The sequence below is a fragment of the Paenibacillus sp. V4I3 genome (assembly GCF_030817215.1).
GTDB lineage: Bacteria > Bacillota > Bacilli > Paenibacillales > NBRC-103111 > Paenibacillus_E.
The window spans coordinates 7,662,807-7,682,751 of the sequence record NZ_JAUSZA010000001.1 but is presented as its reverse complement, the minus strand read 5'-3'; the positions used below and the strand labels follow the sequence as shown (position 1 = coordinate 7,682,751).

Below are 19,945 nucleotides of genomic sequence, written 5' to 3'. Positions count from 1 at the left end.
TGTTCCTCCCCATTCAATTGCTATCTTGTTTGTATGAATTGTCACAGAAATCAGCAGGAAACTCCTTCTACAATGTAGAAATAGATATAAACAATTTGGAGACAGGAGCTTCGGATACCCATGGGAATCGATAAAGAGCAGTTTTTGCTTAAGTTCCGAAATGACCAGAGGATCATTAGTGTCGTGGCGGTAGATAATCCTAAGCAACTTCCTTCACTGACGGATGGTTTTGATACGCTACTTCTTATAGTTACGAACGACCTGAGCCTGAACAATCATACGACTAATTATATAAGAGACGATTCGAGGATACAAGAAAGATGGGTAGATCCGTCTTCCATAGAGCAATGGATACGTCATGGCGTCAACCGAAATATCCTTCACTGGCTGCTAAAAGGGGAGATACTTCTGGATCAGAACACTTATTTAGAAGGCTTGCGTCACCGAATACTCGAGTTTCCGGGGGACTTACGTGAGCACAAACTACTTGTTGAATTCTCCCATTTTCTACGTAAATATCTTCAGAGCAAGGAATACATTTTAGATGAGCATTTGTTAGATGCGTACAATAACATTCTTGAAGCGCTTCATCACTGGGCTCGCATTGTTATTATCGAAGATGGCTATCACCCGGAAATCACCGTATGGAGGCAGATCCGTGCAATTAATCCTGGCGTGTATAAACTATATGAGGAACTGACAATGAGTAAGGAGACGTTGAAACAAAGAGTTCAGCTGGTTCTACTCGCCTGTGAGTTTTCAGTTATGTCGAAAATAGAACGTTGCTGTGAGGCGTTTATTCAAATCCTAAGAGAAAATGAACAACCATTGAGCACGGATGAACTGCAACAGCATTCTCAATTAGTTGAGCTTAGGGCAGAGCTTCCATTACTGTTGAATAAACTTGTCAAAAAAGGATTGATTAAAGAAGTAGCCGTTATCATTGATGAAGAGAATTCAGAAATCGAGTTAAGATATACGAGTGTTTAATTGATCCAGACCCATGAAGAATCAGGTATTATTCTGGTTCTTTTTTTATTCTTATTTTATTGCTTGACTTTGATTGTGATTCTATGATAAATTAACTCTCGCCGCTAAAAACGGTTCGCATTCGAAAGCCAACGCAATACCAAGATGTAAGCGAAGTATGAAAAAAGAAAAATAAAAAAAGCTTGCATTAAGTAGCCTAGATGTGATATATTATAAAAGTCGCCGCTAAACGGATGACGCAGAAATACGAAAGAAATTGATCTTTGAAAACTGAACAACGAGTGAGTAAGCACGAACGAGAAATCGTTCAAAAAAGAGATTGCAAAATCTCGCTAGCAACGCAAATGAGCAATTAAGCTTTCAGATAGTTTTACTATTATGGAGAGTTTGATCCTGGCTCAGGACGAACGCTGGCGGCGTGCCTAATACATGCAAGTCGAGCGGACTTATCCTTCGGGATAAGTTAGCGGCGGACGGGTGAGTAACACGTAGGTAACCTGCCTATAAGATCGGGATAACTATCGGAAACGATAGCTAAGACCGGATAACTGGTTTTCTCGCATGAGAGAATTATGAAACACGGAGCAATCTGTGGCTTATAGATGGGCCTGCGGCGCATTAGCTAGTTGGTAGGGTAACGGCCTACCAAGGCGACGATGCGTAGCCGACCTGAGAGGGTGAACGGCCACACTGGGACTGAGACACGGCCCAGACTCCTACGGGAGGCAGCAGTAGGGAATCTTCCGCAATGGACGCAAGTCTGACGGAGCAACGCCGCGTGAGTGATGAAGGTTTTCGGATCGTAAAGCTCTGTTGCCCTAGACGAACAGCAAGGAGAGTAACTGCTCTTTGTGTGACGGTATAGGAGAAGAAAGCCCCGGCTAACTACGTGCCAGCAGCCGCGGTAATACGTAGGGGGCAAGCGTTGTCCGGAATTATTGGGCGTAAAGCGCGCGCAGGCGGTTAATTAAGTTGGGTGTTTAAGCCCGGGGCTCAACCCCGGTTCGCATCCAAAACTGGTTGACTTGAGTGTAGGAGAGGAAAGTGGAATTCCACGTGTAGCGGTGAAATGCGTAGAGATGTGGAGGAACACCAGTGGCGAAGGCGACTTTCTGGCCTATAACTGACGCTGAGGCGCGAAAGCGTGGGGAGCAAACAGGATTAGATACCCTGGTAGTCCACGCCGTAAACGATGCATACTAGGTGTCGGGGATTCGATTCCTCGGTGCCGAAGTTAACACAGTAAGTATGCCGCCTGGGGAGTACGCTCGCAAGAGTGAAACTCAAAGGAATTGACGGGGACCCGCACAAGCAGTGGAGTATGTGGTTTAATTCGAAGCAACGCGAAGAACCTTACCAGGTCTTGACATCCCTCTGAATACGGTAGAGATATCGTAGGCCTTCGGGACAGAGGAGACAGGTGGTGCATGGTTGTCGTCAGCTCGTGTCGTGAGATGTTGGGTTAAGTCCCGCAACGAGCGCAACCCTTGATCTTAGTTGCCAGCACTTCGGGTGGGCACTCTAAGATGACTGCCGGTGACAAACCGGAGGAAGGTGGGGATGACGTCAAATCATCATGCCCCTTATGACCTGGGCTACACACGTACTACAATGGTCGGTACAACGGGAAGCGAAGCCGCGAGGTGGAGCCAATCCTTATAAGCCGATCTCAGTTCGGATTGCAGGCTGCAACTCGCCTGCATGAAGTCGGAATTGCTAGTAATCGCGGATCAGCATGCCGCGGTGAATACGTTCCCGGGTCTTGTACACACCGCCCGTCACACCACGAGAGTTTACAACACCCGAAGTCGGTGGGGTAACCCGTAAGGGAGCCAGCCGCCGAAGGTGGGGTAGATGATTGGGGTGAAGTCGTAACAAGGTAGCCGTATCGGAAGGTGCGGCTGGATCACCTCCTTTCTATGGAGACTCGGATCTGATAGATCCAGTCAAGTGCGAAAGCACAAATTGCTTACTCACTCGTGTTCAGTTTTGAAAGAGCAAGCCTCTTTCAAACATCACTTTTGTGCTGGTAACATTTACGTGTTGCTGACGTATAGAAGAGATGTTAAGATGTTATTCCGCCGCTGAGAAGCGGAGCGAAGAGCATCACATTGTTCCTTGAAAACTAGATAACGAAACAAAACGTAAAGTAAGAACTTAGGTTGTGTGATTCTTTTGGATCATGCAAAAATCTTTAAAGTTTTTTCTAGGTTAAGCTAGAAAGAGCACACGGAGGATGCCTAGGCACTAGGAGCCGAAGAAGGACGTGGCGAACGACGAAATGCCTCGGGGAGCCGTAAGCAGGCTTTGATCCGGGGATGTCCGAATGGGGGAACCCAGCTGTGGTAATGCGCAGTTACTCTATTGTGAATACATAGCAATAGTAGAGGCATACCCAGGGAACTGAAACATCTAAGTACCTGGAGGAAAAGAAAACAAAAGTGATTCCGTCAGTAGCGGCGAGCGAAAGCGGAATAGCCCAAACCAAGGAGCTTGCTCCTTGGGGTTGTAGGACCTCGTTGTGGGGTTAGTTCGGTAGGCGAAGCGATCTGGAAAGGTCCGGCATAGAAGGTAAAAGCCCTGTAGCCAAAATCGAACGAAACCCCTAGAGGTATCCTGAGTACGGCGGGTCACGTGAAACCCCGTCGGAATCCGGCAGGACCATCTGCCAAGGCTAAATACTCCCTAGTGACCGATAGTGAAGCAGTACCGTGAGGGAAAGGTGAAAAGCACCGCGGAAGCGGAGTGAAAAAGAACCTGAAACCGTGTGCTTACAAAAAGTCAGAGCCCTCTATATGGGTGATGGCGTGCCTTTTGTAGAATGAACCGGCGAGTTACGTTCCCGTGCGAGGTTAAGCTGAAAAGGCGGAGCCGCAGCGAAAGCGAGTCTGAATAGGGCGCTTTAGTACGTGGACGTAGACCCGAAACCGTGTGATCTACCCCTGTCCAGGGTGAAGGTGAGGTAACACTCACTGGAGGCCCGAACCCACGCATGTTGAAAAATGCGGGGATGAGGTGGGGGTAGCGGAGAAATTCCAATCGAACTCGGAGATAGCTGGTTCTCCCCGAAATAGCTTTAGGGCTAGCCTCGGATGTTGAGTTGTGGAGGTAAAGCACTGATTGGGTGCGGGGCCCGCCAAGGGTTACCAAGTCCAGTCAAACTCTGAATGCCACAAACTTAAATCCGGGAGTCAGACAGTGAGTGCTAAGATCCATTGTCAAAAGGGAAACAGCCCAGACCATCAGCTAAGGTCCCCAAGTGTGTGTTAAGTGGGAAAGGATGTGGAGTTGCACAGACAACCAGGATGTTGGCTTAGAAGCAGCCACCATTGAAAGAGTGCGTAATAGCTCACTGGTCGAGTGACTCTGCGCCGAAAATGTAACGGGGCTAAACACGCCACCGAAGCTATGGCTTGCACTTTAGTGCATGGGTAGGGGAGCGTTGTATGTACGTTGAATTCTGACCGTAAGGACAGGTGGAGCGCATACAAGTGAGAATGCCGGTATAAGTAACGAAAAGATCAGTGAGAATCTGATCCGCCGAAAACCTAAGGGTTCCTGAGGAAGGCTCGTCCGCTCAGGGTAAGTCGGGACCTAAGGCGAGGCCGAAAGGCGTAGTCGATGGACAACAGGTGGAAATTCCTGTACCACCGTAGCCGTTATGAGCAATGGAGTGACGCAGAAGGATAGTGACGCGAGCTGATGGATGCTCGTCCAAGCAGTGAGGCTGATGTGTAGGCAAATCCGCACATCGTAAGGCTGGGCTGTGATGGGGAGGGAAACTTTAAGTACCGAAGGTCATGAGTTCACACTGCCAAGAAAAGCTTCTAGCCAGGCGAAGGTGCCCGTACCGCAAACCGACACAGGTGGGTGAGAAGAGAATTCTAAGGCGCGCGGAAGAACTCTCGTTAAGGAACTCGGCAAAATGACCCCGTAACTTCGGGAGAAGGGGTGCCTCGGTAGGGTGAATAGCCCGAGGGGGCCGCAGTGAAAAGGCCCAAGCGACTGTTTAGCAAAAACACAGGTCTGTGCGAAGCCGCAAGGCGAAGTATACGGGCTGACGCCTGCCCGGTGCTGGAAGGTTAAGAGGAGTGGTTAGGGGGCAACCCCGAAGCTATGAATTGAAGCCCCAGTAAACGGCGGCCGTAACTATAACGGTCCTAAGGTAGCGAAATTCCTTGTCAGGTAAATTCTGACCCGCACGAATGGCGTAACGACTTGGGCGCTGTCTCAACGAGAGATCCGGTGAAATTTTAATACCTGTGAAGATGCAGGTTACCCGCGACAAGACGGAAAGACCCCATGGAGCTTTACTGCAGCTTGATATTGGACTTTGGTACGATCTGTACAGGATAGGTGGGAGCCTTTGAAGCCTGAGCGCCAGCTTGGGTGGAGGCATCGTTGGGATACCACCCTGATCGTATCGGAGTTCTAACCTGGTACCGTGATCCGGTATGGGGACAGTGTCAGGTGGGCAGTTTGACTGGGGCGGTCGCCTCCTAAAATGTAACGGAGGCGTTTAAAGGTTCCCTCAGAATGGTTGGAAATCATTCGCAGAGTGCAAAGGCATAAGGGAGCTTGACTGCGAGACCTACAAGTCGAGCAGGGACGAAAGTCGGACTTAGTGATCCGGTGGTACCGAATGGAAGGGCCATCGCTCAACGGATAAAAGCTACCCTGGGGATAACAGGCTTATCTCCCCCAAGAGTCCACATCGACGGGGAGGTTTGGCACCTCGATGTCGGCTCATCGCATCCTGGGGCTGAAGTAGGTCCCAAGGGTTGGGCTGTTCGCCCATTAAAGCGGTACGCGAGCTGGGTTCAGAACGTCGTGAGACAGTTCGGTCCCTATCTGTCGCGGGCGTAGGAAATTTGAGAGGAGCTGTCCTTAGTACGAGAGGACCGGGATGGACGTACCGCTGGTGTACCAGTTGTCTCGCCAGAGGCATCGCTGGGTAGCTATGTACGGAGGGGATAAGCGCTGAAAGCATCTAAGCGCGAAGCCCCCCTCAAGATGAGATTTCCCAGTATGTAAGACCCCTTGTAGACGACGAGGTTGATAGGTTCGAGGTGGAAGTGCAGCAATGTATGCAGCTGACGAATACTAATCGGTCGAGGGCTTAACCTAATATAGGGATCTTTGACGAAAGTCAAAGTCTCTCAGATTCGCCCAGAAAGAAAACCTAAGAGCTCTACCTTTACGCAAGTTTCGTATCTAGTTTTCAAGGAATAAATCCTTGAAGTGAACATTGTTTTTATTCCCTGATAGCTCAGTTGGTAGAGCACTCGACTGTTAATCGAGTTGTCACAGGTTCGAGTCCTGTTCGGGGAGCCATATGGAGAGGTGTCCGAGCTGGCCGAAGGAGCACGATTGGAAATCGTGTAGGCGTCACAAGCGTCTCGAGGGTTCGAATCCCTCTCTCTCCGCCACTATCTTTCTAGTAAGGCCCGTTGGTCAAGTGGTTAAGACACCTCCCTTTCACGGAGGTAACAGGGGTTCGAGTCCCCTACGGGTCACCATTAATACTCCCATGGAGGCTTAGCTCAGCTGGGAGAGCATCTGCCTTACAAGCAGAGGGTCGGCGGTTCGATCCCGTCAGCCTCCACCATGATTCCTTAGCAAGACTTGCTTTACTAGGATTCATCATATATGCTTAATGACGCGGGGTGGAGCAGCCCGGTAGCTCGTCGGGCTCATAACCCGAAGGCCGCAGGTTCAAATCCTGCCCCCGCAACCAATCTTCTTATTGAAGATCTTGTACTTAGCATGGAGCTGTGGTGTAGTGGCCTAACATGCCTGCCTGTCACGCAGGAGACCGCGGGTTCGAATCCCGTCAGCTCCGCCATTTTTTCAAAATCAAGTAAGGCTCGGTAGCTCAGTCGGTAGAGCAGAGGACTGAAAATCCTCGTGTCGGCGGTTCGATTCCGTCCCGAGCCACCATTTTTACAAACTTAATATGCCGTTGTAGCTCAACTGGTAGAGCAACTGACTTGTAATCAGTAGGTTGGGGGTTCAAGTCCTCTCGACGGCACCATTGCTTTGTGGAGGCTTAGTGAAGTGGCTAAACACGGCAGACTGTAAATCTGCTCTCTTCGAGTTCGGTGGTTCGAATCCATCAGCCTCCATTTACTTTTTCTAGGGGCATAGTTTAAGGGTAGAACAAAGGTCTCCAAAACCTTTGGTGTGGGTTCAATTCCTGCTGCCCCTGCCAAAAAAGTAAGAAACTTAATATTGTGGCGGTCGTGGCGAAGGGGTTAACGCACTGGTTTGTGGATCCAGCATTCGCGGGTTCAAGTCCCGTCGTCCGCCCATTATTACCCAAGTAACATAATGGGGATTAGCCAAGCGGTAAGGCAACGGACTTTGACTCCGTCATGCCAAGGTTCAAATCCTTGATCCCCAGTTTTATATGCGGAAGTGGCTCAGCGGTAGAGCATCGCCTTGCCAAGGCGAGGGTCGCGGGTTCGATCCCCGTCTTCCGCTCCATTATTACTAAGGCGCCATAGCCAAGTGGTAAGGCAGAGCTCTGCAAAAGCTTTACCCCCAGTTCGAATCTGGGTGGCGCCTCCACATTTATTAGCCGGAGTGGCGGAATCGGCAGACGCACAGGACTTAAAATCCTGCGGTAGGTGACTACCGTACCAGTTCAAGTCTGGTCTTCGGCACCATTATCTTTACAACTTCATATGCCGGCATGGCGGAATGGCAGACGCGCTCGACTCAAAATCGAGTCCGAAAGGGTGGAGGTTCGAGTCCTCTTGCCGGTATGGAGCAAAAAAAGGACATGAAATCATTTGATTTCATGTTCTTTTTTATATCCATACAATATAAAATTTAATGCGTTTGAATCCTATACAAATGTCGTGAAATCGAGAAAATACTTCTTATAACTTCTGGCATATCCTGGAAGGAGGATGGGTGTGAGAAATTCCTTGCGCTTCAAATTCGTTGCTGGCTTTCTAATTATAATTATTCCGCTTATATTCTTTCTATTATTTAATAATTTGTATGCAATAACTGTCGTACGAGAGCAAGTCTCCACGACAAATAGCAACTTACTTGCGCAGCACGTAAAGCAAATCAATAAGATGTTTGCTGAAACTAATACCTATCTATATGATTTATGGGACAACGAAATTGACATTAATCAGCTTAATGATCTTACATTCGGTACGGACGAGTATTTACTAACTAAAAAAAGAATAGTTAATCGCTTTCAAACGAACCTCAATTATTTTTTTCTGCTGGATACCATATTTCTTTTTAATGACCAGACACAGGATGTGACCTTTGTAACAAAACAGGATTATTATTTTCAGCAGAAGCTAATTGTTGAAACAGTTCCGAAAGAAATGGCGGATCAGAAAAATGTGGACTCGCCGGTATGGCGGTTAATTCAATTTGAAAATCGAACGGTCTTAATGAAAACTACGCGCCTGACGAACAATCTCATCGCGGGGGCGATCGTAAATACAGATAGCTTGGTCGCTTCGTTAGAGTTTTTGGATATGGGGACAACCGGCGGTGCAGTCATACTTACCAAAAATGGGGCTGTCGCTTCACATACGACTCTTGGAGCTTCGGAACTAAAGGGAGCCGTTGAAGCAGTACCTCATCTTAATAATACGTACCAAATTGTTACCGATCCAAAGGACAATAATAAATATTTGCTGATTAGTGTTTTTTCTGAAATTGCAAACATTAATTACACCGTAATGATCCCCGAAGGAACTATGCTGAAACATCTTCCATTCTTTCAGATAGCGGTATATTTTATCCCTCTGTGCGGGATATTGATTCTGCTTTTTTACTTATACTTTCTGCGAAGTGTCTTATTGAAGCCAATGAATTCATTGATGCGTGGGATGAATCGTATTATGCGAGGCGATTTAAACATTCGATTGAATGAAAATCACTCTAGTGAATTTTCTTTTTTGATAGGCACGTTTAACAATATGGTTACAGAGATTTCAAAGTTGAAAATAGATGTTTACGAGGAAAAAATTCGTACACAGGAGGCTGAATTTGGGCTGCTGCAGGTGCAAATCCGACCTCATTTTTATTTAAATTCACTGAATATAATTTATAGTTTAGCTGCTATTAAGGAATATGCTTTGATACAAAAAATGACACAGCATTTAGCTGAATACTTTCGTTTTATAACGCAGACTAAGCAAGGAACCGTGACACTGGAAGCTGAAATCAGACACACTCAAAATTATTTGGAGATTCAGAAGCTGCGGTTTCCTAACCAACTCATTTATGAGATTGAACTTCCGGATCGATATCGGAAATGTGATATCCTGCCTTTGACGATTCAAACTTTTGTTGAGAATAGCATTATTCATGGATTTACGGATCGAAGAGAGTTGTTTACGGTTCGGATCATTATAACTGCAGATGAACAAGATTTCTTGTGGATAGAAGTTAGTGATAGCGGAGTCGGATTTTCTGAGACTTTCTTGAAGAAGCTGAAAGAAGACCGTTACGAGGATGAATTATTTGCAGAAGGCCATCTAGGCATCCAGAATGTAATAAAAAGGCAGCGTATCAGATATAAAGGAAAAGCACAATTGTTGTTTAGCAATGGCAAAGTCAGAGGTGCTGAAGTTAAATTAGGTATACCAATGAGTTATTGTGTAAATGAGGAGGATGAAGATGTATAACTTGTTGGTTGTGGATGATGAGTTATATGCAGTCAAAGGTATTACTCAAGGCATTGATTGGTCAGAGATTGACATTTCAGAAGTTTTTGAGGCGTTTAATGCAGAGGAGGCCAAAGAACGATTTACTTTATCCGCAGTAGATATCGTAATTTGTGACATAGAGATGCCTTCAAGCAATGGTTTAGAACTATTAGAATGGATTAAAGAAAATTATCCGCAAACAGAAACGATTTTTGTGACAGGACATGCAGACTTTAGTTATGCACGCAGAGCGATTCACCTAGGCAGTTTTGATTATTTGTTGAAGCCTGTTAATTATGAAGAATTAAAGGCTGTTGTTAGCCGTGTCATACAAAAACTTATTATAGATCGAACTTACAAAAAATACTCTTCATTGTTTGAATCCCATAAACCTCTTATGGAGGAAAGATTTTGGCAAGAATTTTTTGCAAATCGAATGTCTCCTTCGGAAACACAATTAGAAGAGCTTATTACAAAATATCAATTGAATATTTCATCCCAATTTTCAATACTGCCTATTTTAATAAGTGTAGAATTGTGGCAAAAGGAGTTGACAGTACGTGAAGAGGAAATACTGGAATATGCACTGCGAAATGCAGCTTCCGAGTTAATTATAAAAGGAGATCAGGGCTGTGTTATTCAAGATCGAAGAGGACATAATATCGTTATACTTTATGAAAAACATGGCGAAAGTATGGATATAGAGGAACTTACACGTCGTTGTGAAAGTTATTTATCGGCTTGCAATCAATACTTTTATTGTCATTTGTCCTGCTATGTCGGTACAGTCTCAACGTTCCATAATCTGCTCAAAACGTATGTATCGGTTTTGGAAATGGAACGCAGCAATGTTACACAATCCAACAAAGTGTTAGCGCAATTTAATCAATGGTCTCAGCGCATTGTCACACTAGGAACAGACATCCTACAAGTAGAAGATAGAGAAAAAGCATCCGTCATCCAAAAAATATACGATTATATTGATGAGCATTTGCAGGATGAACTTAGTAGAGAGCAAATTGCAGAATATGTACACTTTAATTCAGCGTATTTATCTCGGTTGTTTCGAAAAGAAACAAACACCTCGTTAACGGACTACATTCTGGAGAAAAGAATGAACAAAGCAAAGTTACTTTTGATCTCCACAAATATTAAAATAAGTGATGTTTCCTCTCTGGTTGGCTATGGTGATATCCCTCATTTTACTAAAATGTTTAAAAGAAATGTCGGATTAACTCCACAGGAATTTCGAAAGAGTAAATCAAAAGTGTAAATAACATAAAGAATGACTCTTGGTTTTGCAGCCAAGAGTCTTTTTATTTATGTCATAATAACACAAGTTGATAAGTCACTTTTACCAGTAGAGTAGAAAGATCAAGCACCTTATAATAAGTAATAGAAGATGCAAGATGCTAAAGCTTGCCGGATAATAGGAGGGTTTTCAAATGAACCAGGAGGCTAGTATAACAGTACCTGCAAAACCTGTAAAACGAAGTATTCGTAAAAAGAACGATGGCCTTCGTCATATTTTGCAATATAAAGCGCTTTATCTTATGTTTATGCCGGGTGTTATCTTTCTACTCATTAACAATTACTTTCCGATGTTTGGCGTAATTATTGCTTTTAAAAACGTAAATTATACCGATGGAATTTTGCATAGTCCATGGGTGGGATGGACAAATTTCAAGTTTTTATTCAGTACCTCAGATGCTTGGGTTATTACCCGCAATACACTGCTCTATAACGCATTATTTATTGTGTTGAATCTTGTGTTCGGTGTCGGTCTTGCTATTTTGTTTAATGAAGTTAAAAGTCGAATTGCAGGAAAAATGTATCAATCGATAATTTTTTTGCCTTACTTCTTATCGATGGTAATTGTTAGTTATATCGTCCTTGCTTTCTTAGGGGTGGAAAATGGATTTATTAATAAATCGATCTTGACTCCACTAGGATTTGAAGCCATCGATTGGTACTCGGAAAACAAATACTGGCCGTATATACTTCCTCTTGTGAATACATGGAAAAGTATAGGTTATTTCTCACTCATTTATCTTGCTGCGATTATCGGTTTTGACAGTGATTACTATGAAGCTGCAACTATCGACGGAGCATCCAGGTGGCATCAAGTACGTTATATAACGATTCCATTATTATATCCAATAATTATCATAACGACTTTGCTTGCTATCGGTAGAATTTTCTATTCGGATTTCGGTCTGTTCTTCCAAGTTCCATTAAATTCAGGATCGATTTTCCCAACAACTAACGTGATTGACACCTATGTATATAGAACGTTCCAAACGAATGGTGATATCGGAATGTCCTCCGCTGCCGGGCTTTATCAAGCTGTTGTCGGGATGATTTTAGTATTAACGACCAACGTTCTCGTGAGAAAATTTAGCCGAGAGAATGCACTCTTTTAGAACAAGAAATCGGTAACTTTTAGGGGGATCAAAATGGCGAAATACAAATTATCGCAGTTATTGCTGCATCTGTTTTTTATCTGTTTATCCTTGGCTTGTCTACTTCCGGTACTTTTAGTCATTAGCATTTCTTTCTCGGATGAGAATACGGTTGTTGCGAACGGCTTTAAATTCTACCCGGAGAAGTTCAGTCTGGATGCATACAGTTTTCTTTATAATCAATTATCTCAAATTATTACAGCTTATGGGGTCACGATATTTGTAACCGTTGTAGGAACTTTGCTTAGCCTGCTGTTAATCGCACTTTATGCGTATCCCTTATCTAGAAAGGAACTCCGGCATCGGAATAAATTCGCGCTTTTCATATTTTTAACGATGATCTTTAACGGCGGTTTGGTTCCTTGGTATCTGGTATATGTGAATTTATTACATCTTAAGGATTCGGTTTGGTCACTTATTATACCTTTGTTTCTTCAGCCATTTTTTGTGATTATCATGCGGACTTTTTTTCAAACGACCATTCCTGACTCTATCATTGAATCCGCAACCATTGACGGCGCGAGTGAAGTGAAGATATTTTATAAAATTATCCTTCCTTTATCACTTCCGGTGCTCGCAACAATCGGATTATTCAATACTTTGAACTACTGGAATGACTGGTTTCTCAGCTTGATCTTTATCACGAAAGGCAACGGAATAAGTTTGCAATATTTAATGTATAAAACGCTGCTAAATATTCAATATTTAACAACGAATGAGAATGCTGCCAGCCAATTATCGAAAATGGGTGCAGTCGTTAATCTCCCTTCGCAAACACTGCGGATGGCAATGGCAGTAGTAGGTATTGGACCTATCATATTCGCTTATCCTTTCTTCCAAAAGTATTTTGTTAAAGGTTTGACCATCGGTGCTGTGAAAGGCTAGTTCCGGATCACTCCGGTTTAGTATATATATGTAAAAAATGGGAGGGTTTACTAGTGAAAAAGAATTTAGGTTCTATAAGTTTGGTTTCTTTGTTAGCACTTAGTATGGTAGCCGCGGGTTGTGGGAAGGAAAGCACGACTTCTACGCCAGCGCCGGCAGCATCTGCCGCAGCAACAACAGCAACAACAAAAGCAAATGAACCAACGGCTGAAATACAGCTTATGTTTCCTGGAACCCCACAGAAAGATGTTGCATTGGTCGAAGCCGAAGCTAACAAATATTTAAAAGATAAACTGAACGTTACCCTCAAAATTAATGCTGTTGACTGGGGACAATGGGATAATAAATTAAACTTGATGATCGCCTCAGGCGAACCGTCCGATATTGTTTTCACAGCTGCATGGCAAAGATATGCGATCAATGTAGCAAAAGGCGCTTTCTTGGATCTTGGACCGCTGATTGATAAAGATGCTCCTGAACTTAAGAAGGAGCTTGATCCTGCTTTCTTTGAAGGTTCCAAAATTAATGGTAAAAACTACGGAATTCCTACAAATAAGGAATTGGCTGCAACGCGGGGTGTTGTCTACCGTCAAGATTTGGCCGATAAATATCAGTTAGACGTATCCAAAGTAAAAACGTGGGCTGATTTAGAGCCGCTATTAAAAGCGATTAAAGAAAAAGAGCCTACAATTACTCCTTTCTTTATGGCTGCTACAAGCAATGGAGTTTTTGATGGCTTAGATTGGGATTATTTGGGTGATGGGGCTATTCCTGGTGTGATAAGTAAAACGGATAAATCCACCAAAGTTTTGAATCAATTGGAGACTCCTCAATATGTAGATGTGATGAAGCTTACCCGTTCGTGGTACAAGGCGGGTTACATTAATAAAGATGCGTCTACAAGTACGGTGACCGTTGCCGATCAAGCAAAAGCGGGAAAAGTATTTATGTGGGCAGAAGGTCTGAAGCCGGGAAAAGCTGCTGAAATGGAAGGTTATGTTGGCTTCAAGCTTGGACAAATTGATTTGACAGTACCTACGATTACGACCGGCGATGCTTCCGGCGCGATGTTGGCTATTTCGAAATCATCTAAAAATCCGGATAAAGCCATGAAAGTGATTGGACTTTTACACAACGATAAGTATTTGAACAACTTAATTAACTTTGGTATTGAAGGTAAACATTATGTCAAAAAATCGGATAATGTCATTGATACAGCACCTGGAATTGATCCCAAAAATCATCCTTATAACCCAGGTGCACAATGGGAACTTGGCAACCAATTCTTGAACTACCTGATGTCTAATGAAAATCCTAAGAAATGGGATTTGTTTAAAGAATTTAATGCCAAAGGCATTAAATCTCCTGGTCTAGGTTTCTCGTTTGATGCGGAACCGGTAAAAACCGAAATCGCTGCTGTAACTAACGTAAGCAAGCAATACGAAGCAGCAATAAGAACGGGTTCAGTCGATCCGGATGAAAAAATTGCCGAGTATTTGGCGAAACAAAAAGCAGCTGGCGTCGATAAGATTATTGCAGAAAAACAAAAACAATTCGATGCTTTCTTGGCAGCAAACAAAAAATAAGTTAGATAAACTGCGTGAGAATGGCATCAAACCTGTCTGTACATGTAGAAGGAGCTCGGTTCAAATGAACCGAAGCTCCTTATTTTCTTGCAATATTCCTAATGATTCATGATTACCAAGCGTAAGTCATAGTTACGATTACAAGCAAAATGAACAATACGAGAACAGCAGCAGAGGAAGAATATCCACCGCCATATCCAACACCAGCACCAGCAGCAACACCCATTTATGTCACCCCCCATCTGAAGGAATGCTCTCTGTGAAATCGGATGAGAGACAATATTATCCTATGGGGAGAGGGGATAATTTGATTGGGTATTTAGCCTAAAAGAAGTTGAAAACATGCGCTTTTAGGCGAGCGCCTTTTTTTCCAAAAATGGTTCAAGAATCTGAACATGAGGCGACAGCCCTCCATATGGTAGAAAAGAGAATGATATGCCATTGTGGAGGTGTAAGTGCTATCGAGTACTTAGATATGTTAGCCAAATTAGGAGTGGGCAATGCGCATCCCGGGGGTTTCGGAGAAACGATTGAGCAATTGAAGAAGTATCCCATTGAGAAAGGGAAGCGCGTGCTGGAGGTCGGATGCGGGACTGGAAGAACGGCATGTTTCCTGGCTGAGCAAGGATGCGAAGTAACAGCGGTCGATATTCGCCCAGAAATGATTGCGAAAGCGATCATAAGAGCTGAGAAACAGGGGGTACAGGTGCAATTCATGGTTGGGGATGTATGCCAATTACCCTTTGATGATCATACTTTTGATGTTGTGATGGTGGAGTCAGTGACGAATTTTGCCGATGCTCAGAAAGCTGTATCCGAGTATTACAGGGTACTTAAATCCGAAGGTAAGCTCTATGATCGAGAAGTCATCCGAATCAAACAGATGTCCCCAGGAGTTCATCGGGCGCTGTGCAGCTTCTATGGGGTAAGTAAAATATATAGTATGGATGAATGGCGGGAGCTGTTGGAAAAGAGCAGGTTTGGACCCGTGGACTTCTCAGGGATACATTCATTCCCGCTTACGATGTTCGAAGATCAAGTTCAACATCCGGATCCTGTTCACTTATCTGATAAGCAGTCGTTTATGGATCCGCGGATTTGGCAAATCACAGCCAAATACGATGAGCTCGTCAATAAATATCATTCCTATATGGGCTATACCCTCATGATTGGATCGAAGGAATAAGGGGAAGACAAGGAAGGATTTTGGCTTCCCAATGGCGAAATATATGAGAAAGATTATCATTGGGGGCTGCTTCTTTGAACGTAGATGTCATAACGGAACGTATTCCAAATCGTAAGGCGAAAGAAATCTATGAGCGAATTTGTCGTCAAACAACGGTTTCCAAAACGGAATTATTAGAGCAAAGCGGGATGACGGTATCTACGTTGACGCGGCTTTTGGAGGAACTGACGATTCAAGGACTTATCCTTGAATCTGGTTTCGGTGCTTCAACAGGTGGGCGTAGGCCAATTCTGTATGAAAAGAATCCAGCCTATGCTTATGTATTTGGTTTGGAAATATCCAGAACATTGTCCAAGCTCGTTCTTGTCGATCTGGGAATGAAGAAATTGGACACACAGAGCTGGACGATGACGGCTGAGATGACGCCTGATGTGCTGATTCGTCTTATCGTGGAAGAAGTACAAAGGATGTTAGCCACGCACCAGATACATTCTTCATCGGTGCTGGGAATAGGGATTGGTGCTGTTGGTCCTGTGGATCGATTATCAGGTACCATCTTAGAGCCGTCCTATTTTCCAGCAAAAGGATGGAGAAATGTTGAGATTTGCAGGCAGCTAACAGGAGAGCTAGGTATTCCCGCACTGCTGGATAATGGAGCTAATACGGCCATCCTAGCTGAATCATGGCATCAACGTACGCAGAGCTTTAAGCATCTGCTCTATATTCATGCAGGAATTGGTTTGCGCTCCTCCATGGTTTCGGAAGGAAAGGTTATTTACGGTGCGGTCGATATGGAAGGCTCTGTTGGCCAAATGATTATTCAAACGGATGGTGTTCCCCATCGTAATACATCAGGCAACTATGGAGCATTGGAGTCGTATGCTTCTTTATATGCCATCGAGAAGGCGGCTCGATCTGCATTGAAGCAGGGTCGATCCACGGTGTTATCCCATTTGGTTGATGACCCCGAGCATGTCACTTACTTGCATGTTCTAGAGGCGCTCAAAAAAAATGATCCCCTAGTTGTGGAGATCATCACGGAGGCTGCCACCTATTTTGGCATTGGACTAGCTAATTTGCTAAATATTTTACACCCCGAGAAGGTAATCTTAGGGGGGCCGTTAATTGCGGGAGGGGAGTTGTTTTTCCAAACCGCTACGCAGGTAGCGATTCGGAAGACATACTACTACCCCACTTATCAGGTTGTTTTCAGCAAAGGGCAGCTTGGTGAGGAAGCTTTAGCGATTGGTGCAGCCGTGATGGTCATGGACCAGCTGGTTAGGCTTTAATGCCCTTCAGAAAATCAATCAGCAGCGCATTGAAAGCTTCCGGTTTTTCCATCGGCGTCAAGTGTGAGGCAGCCGATATTACATGATAGCTGGCGCCATTAATCTGGTCAGCCATTTTCTTCATGACATCCGGAGGCGCGATCGGGTCTTGTTCGCCAGCGATGACGAGAGTTGGCACCGAAATAGAGCCAAGCAGGTCGACAGAGTCCTCGCGGAATGCCATCGCAAGACATGCATGGACAAGCCCCTCTGCTGGCATCGATTCCATCACCATACTCAAGGTATCGACGAGCTTAGGGTGCTTTTGCTTCGATGGTTCTGTAATAAGTTTAGGCAGCATAGCATCTCTTGCCACCACGGACCCTTTTTCGTATAGAGAGACTGCCATGTTTAAACGATTCTTACGAGCCTCTTGTCCATCTGCTTCAGGACGAGTATTGGCCAATATAAGACCTGTGAAACGTTTTGGAGCTTTGCGTAAAAGTGCAAACGCCACATAACCACCCATGGAGAAGCCGCCAAGTGCGGCTTTTTCTATGCCCATTTTATCCATTAAAGTTAAAATGTCATTGGCATATTGGTCTATCGATATATTCGATACGGGTACATCAGACTTGCCCATGCCACGTAAATCAGGTGTAATGACACGATAGTTCCCTGACAAAGCGTCTATCTGCGATTGCCACATGCGATGATCCAATGGAAAGCCGTGCAGTAAAATAACTGGTGCTCCATGCCCTTTTTCTACGACGAACTGTTCGGCTCCGTTAATATGATGTTTCATAGTCCTTCACTCTCCATTAGATAAATTTACCACGAATAAAGTCCTAATTTGTCACCCAATAGTAGTTCGAAGGGCATAAAATAGGGAAAATTATCGAAAAAGTTATGTCTTCATACTTTCATTATGGTTAACTCATACTTCTTTAACATTTCGTTGGTATTCTCTTATTATACCTTTAGTTAGTAACCATTAACAGGCAGAACGAAACATTCATTTATGAAGTGGGGTTATTATTATGACTAAGAAACCTTGGTCCACACAGGAATTAGATAAGTTGATTCGCCTTTCCTCTGAGTGTCCTCCAGTTGTAATTGCCAGAGAACTATGTCGTCCCGTAACTTCTGTACGCAAAAAAATGCGCGAAATTGGAGTAAGTTATGTAACCGGGGAGCAATGGAAAAAAAGTCAAATTCAGTATCTCATTTCGGATGAAGGCACGACCTATAAAAATAAACATAACCTTACACAAGCACCCAAAGATAATGAATTTGAATCTCCTGTTCTAGATGAATTCTGGACAACACTCGTGAAAATGGCCAGAGTCGCGAAAAAGAGGGGGAAAAGAGTAGATGTCCTCTCGTTTATCGATACATACCGCAAAATTCGTATTGGCGGATAACTACATAGGTAATCATTCATAAAAGGTGAAATCTGTTATAACGAGATTTTACCTTTTTCTTTTGTCAAAATACCTCTAAACTGAAAAGACTAATAACATCTAGGAGGTTGTATGCACAGGATCCCTTTGTTTTCATTGATTAGCAAGTATGATACAGCGATATGGGTTCGAGTCGTTGGGACGATTCTAACTTCATTAGCCGGATTTATGATGAGACCCTATTTGGTTTTTTATTTGTATGATAAGCTGGATGGTTCTATTTTCTTATCTATGTTGATTATCGGATTGCAGCCATTATGCGGAATTTTCGTGAATTTGTATGCAGGCAGCTTAAGCGATCGTTATGGGCGGAAGCCGATGATGCTGGCTGCGCTCATTATCCAAGCTTTCGCCATTGGCGGTTATATGTTTGCCAGTTACGTTTGGGAATTTGCTGTCATTTCGATCATTAACGGCATTGGCCATGCTATGTTTGGACCAGCTGCTAATGCACAGATTGCAGATGTTGTCCCGCAGGAGAAGCGAGCTGAAGTATTTGCTTTGCTGCACACAGCATTAAATATGGGTTCAGCATTTGGACCGCTGCTTGGACTGCTTCTATTCACATGGAATCCCACAATTATTTTCTTGACTTGCGCGGTTGCACTCTTGGCATACGCAGGGTTGGTCGTCTGGAAGGTTCCTGAGACAATGCCTGTGAAGAGTGCCGCGGAGCAGGAATTGTCTAAGACAAAGCCGAAAATCAGATGGCGGGATCATAAGCCGCTCCTTTGGATAACGCTTTTAGCCATGCCGGTATCTCTGTTGTATGCACAAGTTGAGTCTACGTTCCCACTGCATTTGCAGCAGAATTTCGAGAATTATAAGACTGTTTTCGCTGCGATCATCACCTTCAATGGCTGTGTCGTTATTGCACTGCAAATATGGATTGCAAAGCGTACAGAGCACGTTTCCGCCTATTTGGTAGTCGCTGCATCCTATCTGTTGTTCGCCATTGTGTCAGTTGGTTATGGATTTGTACCTATCTTTGCCATACTCCTTTTTGTTGAATTTTTATTTACCATTGGTGAAATGTTAAATGGTCCCCACATTCAGAAGGTGATCTCCGTTATTGCGCCAGAGGAGCATAGAGGTTGGTATTTCTCAGTGTTCGGTATGAATTGGCAGCTATCGCGCGCCATTGGGCCTATTCTGGGAGGCTTGCTATTTAGTCATTATGGCGGGAAGATGATGTTCGCCGTCTTAGCTGCCATTATTCTCATAGCCGGTATTGCTCAAACACGATATATTCGAAGTCTTAATCACAAAAAAGAGGAGCCTATTATAGAGGCTGCTTTGCAAACCTAGAGGAATGAGGCTCCCCGAAATTTGGGGAGCTTTCATACTTTTGTAAGCTTTAATGCTTTTGTAATACATACGTAAGCTTCATTTCATTGCTCTGCGGTATAATAGAATGA

Annotated in this window: 12 protein-coding genes, 16 tRNA genes and 2 rRNA genes; 28 read left to right on the top strand and 2 right to left on the bottom strand. The window is 44.1% G+C overall.

Translation table 11 applies throughout. From position 1 onward, the window contains the following. Positions 1–120 precede the first annotated feature (120 nt). The 24 genes from QFZ77_RS35400 to QFZ77_RS35285 all read left to right on the top strand — a co-directional run bounded on the left by QFZ77_RS35400 (position 121) and on the right by QFZ77_RS35285 (position 14,610). Positions 121–990, top strand: a complete 870-nt coding sequence (locus QFZ77_RS35400; protein WP_307447969.1) for a nucleotidyltransferase-like protein — start codon at positions 121–123, stop codon at positions 988–990. 375 nt (positions 991–1,365) lie between these two features. Further along, positions 1,366–2,907, top strand: a 16S ribosomal RNA gene (locus QFZ77_RS35395). A 292-nt stretch (positions 2,908–3,199) separates the two neighbouring features. Further along, positions 3,200–6,117 (top strand): 23S ribosomal RNA (locus QFZ77_RS35390). The 16S and 23S rRNA genes sit together here with 16 tRNA genes alongside, the layout of an rRNA operon. A gap of 131 nt (positions 6,118–6,248) precedes the next feature. After that, positions 6,249–6,324, top strand: a tRNA-Asn gene (locus QFZ77_RS35385). A gap of 3 nt (positions 6,325–6,327) precedes the next feature. Continuing rightward, a tRNA-Ser gene (locus tag QFZ77_RS35380) sits at positions 6,328–6,419 on the top strand. A 15-nt stretch (positions 6,420–6,434) separates the two neighbouring features. Further along, a tRNA-Glu gene (locus QFZ77_RS35375) sits at positions 6,435–6,509 on the top strand. A gap of 13 nt (positions 6,510–6,522) precedes the next feature. Beyond that, a tRNA-Val gene (locus QFZ77_RS35370) sits at positions 6,523–6,598 on the top strand. A 52-nt stretch (positions 6,599–6,650) separates the two neighbouring features. After that, positions 6,651–6,727, top strand: a tRNA-Met gene (locus QFZ77_RS35365). Positions 6,728–6,758: 31 nt separating this feature from the next. After that, a tRNA-Asp gene (locus tag QFZ77_RS35360) sits at positions 6,759–6,835 on the top strand. A 19-nt stretch (positions 6,836–6,854) separates the two neighbouring features. After that, a tRNA-Phe gene (locus tag QFZ77_RS35355) sits at positions 6,855–6,930 on the top strand. Between the two features lie 18 nt (positions 6,931–6,948). Then, a tRNA-Thr gene (locus QFZ77_RS35350) sits at positions 6,949–7,024 on the top strand. Between the two features lie 9 nt (positions 7,025–7,033). Beyond that, positions 7,034–7,115: transfer RNA gene (locus tag QFZ77_RS35345), tRNA-Tyr, on the top strand. 12 nt (positions 7,116–7,127) lie between these two features. Continuing rightward, positions 7,128–7,201: transfer RNA gene (locus tag QFZ77_RS35340), tRNA-Trp, on the top strand. 25 nt (positions 7,202–7,226) lie between these two features. Continuing rightward, positions 7,227–7,299, top strand: a tRNA-His gene (locus tag QFZ77_RS35335). Between the two features lie 22 nt (positions 7,300–7,321). Beyond that, a tRNA-Gln gene (locus QFZ77_RS35330) sits at positions 7,322–7,393 on the top strand. Positions 7,394–7,401: 8 nt separating this feature from the next. Continuing rightward, positions 7,402–7,476: transfer RNA gene (locus QFZ77_RS35325), tRNA-Gly, on the top strand. 10 nt (positions 7,477–7,486) lie between these two features. Continuing rightward, a tRNA-Cys gene (locus QFZ77_RS35320) sits at positions 7,487–7,560 on the top strand. A gap of 9 nt (positions 7,561–7,569) precedes the next feature. Continuing rightward, positions 7,570–7,658 (top strand) — tRNA-Leu (locus QFZ77_RS35315). Between the two features lie 20 nt (positions 7,659–7,678). Next, a tRNA-Leu gene (locus tag QFZ77_RS35310) sits at positions 7,679–7,757 on the top strand. Positions 7,758–7,910: 153 nt separating this feature from the next. Beyond that, entirely contained in the window at positions 7,911–9,656 is a 1,746-nt protein-coding gene (locus tag QFZ77_RS35305; RefSeq protein ID WP_307447966.1) for a sensor histidine kinase, read from the top strand. Beyond that, a complete protein-coding gene (locus tag QFZ77_RS35300) occupies positions 9,649–10,950 on the top strand; it encodes a response regulator transcription factor (RefSeq protein ID WP_307447963.1) in 1,302 nt (433 codons plus the stop codon). Before QFZ77_RS35305 ends, QFZ77_RS35300 begins: the two co-directional genes overlap by 8 nt. A 172-nt stretch (positions 10,951–11,122) precedes the next feature. After that, positions 11,123–12,100, top strand: a complete 978-nt coding sequence (locus tag QFZ77_RS35295) for an ABC transporter permease (protein ID WP_307447961.1) — start codon at positions 11,123–11,125, stop codon at positions 12,098–12,100. A 33-nt stretch (positions 12,101–12,133) separates the two neighbouring features. After that, positions 12,134–13,024 carry a carbohydrate ABC transporter permease gene (locus QFZ77_RS35290; RefSeq protein ID WP_307447960.1) on the top strand — a complete coding sequence of 297 codons (891 nt, stop codon included), beginning with the start codon at positions 12,134–12,136 and terminating at the stop codon, positions 13,022–13,024. 53 nt (positions 13,025–13,077) lie between these two features. Continuing rightward, on the top strand, positions 13,078–14,610 hold the full coding sequence (locus QFZ77_RS35285; RefSeq protein ID WP_307447957.1) for an ABC transporter substrate-binding protein: 1,533 nt from the start codon (positions 13,078–13,080) through the stop codon (positions 14,608–14,610). Positions 14,611–14,722: 112 nt separating this feature from the next. On the opposite strand, the gene QFZ77_RS35280 is transcribed toward QFZ77_RS35285, so the two are convergent. After that, complete coding sequence (locus tag QFZ77_RS35280; protein WP_307447954.1) at positions 14,723–14,836, bottom strand: YjcZ family sporulation protein; 114 nt, start codon at positions 14,834–14,836, stop codon at positions 14,723–14,725. 249 nt (positions 14,837–15,085) lie between these two features. Between QFZ77_RS35280 and QFZ77_RS35275 the strand changes: the two genes are divergently transcribed. Beyond that, the gene (locus QFZ77_RS35275; RefSeq protein ID WP_307447951.1) at positions 15,086–15,796 is read left to right on the top strand and encodes a class I SAM-dependent methyltransferase; all 711 of its coding nucleotides are present in this window, start codon (positions 15,086–15,088) and stop codon (positions 15,794–15,796) included. A 74-nt stretch (positions 15,797–15,870) separates the two neighbouring features. Beyond that, positions 15,871–17,085 (top strand): ROK family protein, encoded by a 1,215-nt coding sequence (locus tag QFZ77_RS35270; protein ID WP_307447948.1) that lies wholly within the window; start codon positions 15,871–15,873, stop codon positions 17,083–17,085. On the opposite strand, the gene QFZ77_RS35265 is transcribed toward QFZ77_RS35270, so the two are convergent. After that, positions 17,075–17,869 (bottom strand): alpha/beta fold hydrolase, encoded by a 795-nt coding sequence (locus tag QFZ77_RS35265; RefSeq protein WP_307447944.1) that lies wholly within the window; start codon positions 17,867–17,869, stop codon positions 17,075–17,077. The two genes, QFZ77_RS35270 and QFZ77_RS35265, sit on opposite strands and share 11 nt — an antisense overlap. Before the next feature lie 235 nt (positions 17,870–18,104). Here QFZ77_RS35265 and QFZ77_RS35260 point away from each other — a divergent pair, with 235 nt between their 5' ends. Beyond that, the gene (locus tag QFZ77_RS35260) at positions 18,105–18,488 is read left to right on the top strand and encodes a hypothetical protein (protein WP_307447941.1); all 384 of its coding nucleotides are present in this window, start codon (positions 18,105–18,107) and stop codon (positions 18,486–18,488) included. 111 nt (positions 18,489–18,599) lie between these two features. Continuing rightward, positions 18,600–19,835 carry an MDR family MFS transporter gene (locus QFZ77_RS35255; protein ID WP_307447938.1) on the top strand — a complete coding sequence of 412 codons (1,236 nt, stop codon included), beginning with the start codon at positions 18,600–18,602 and terminating at the stop codon, positions 19,833–19,835. Positions 19,836–19,945 lie beyond the last annotated feature (110 nt).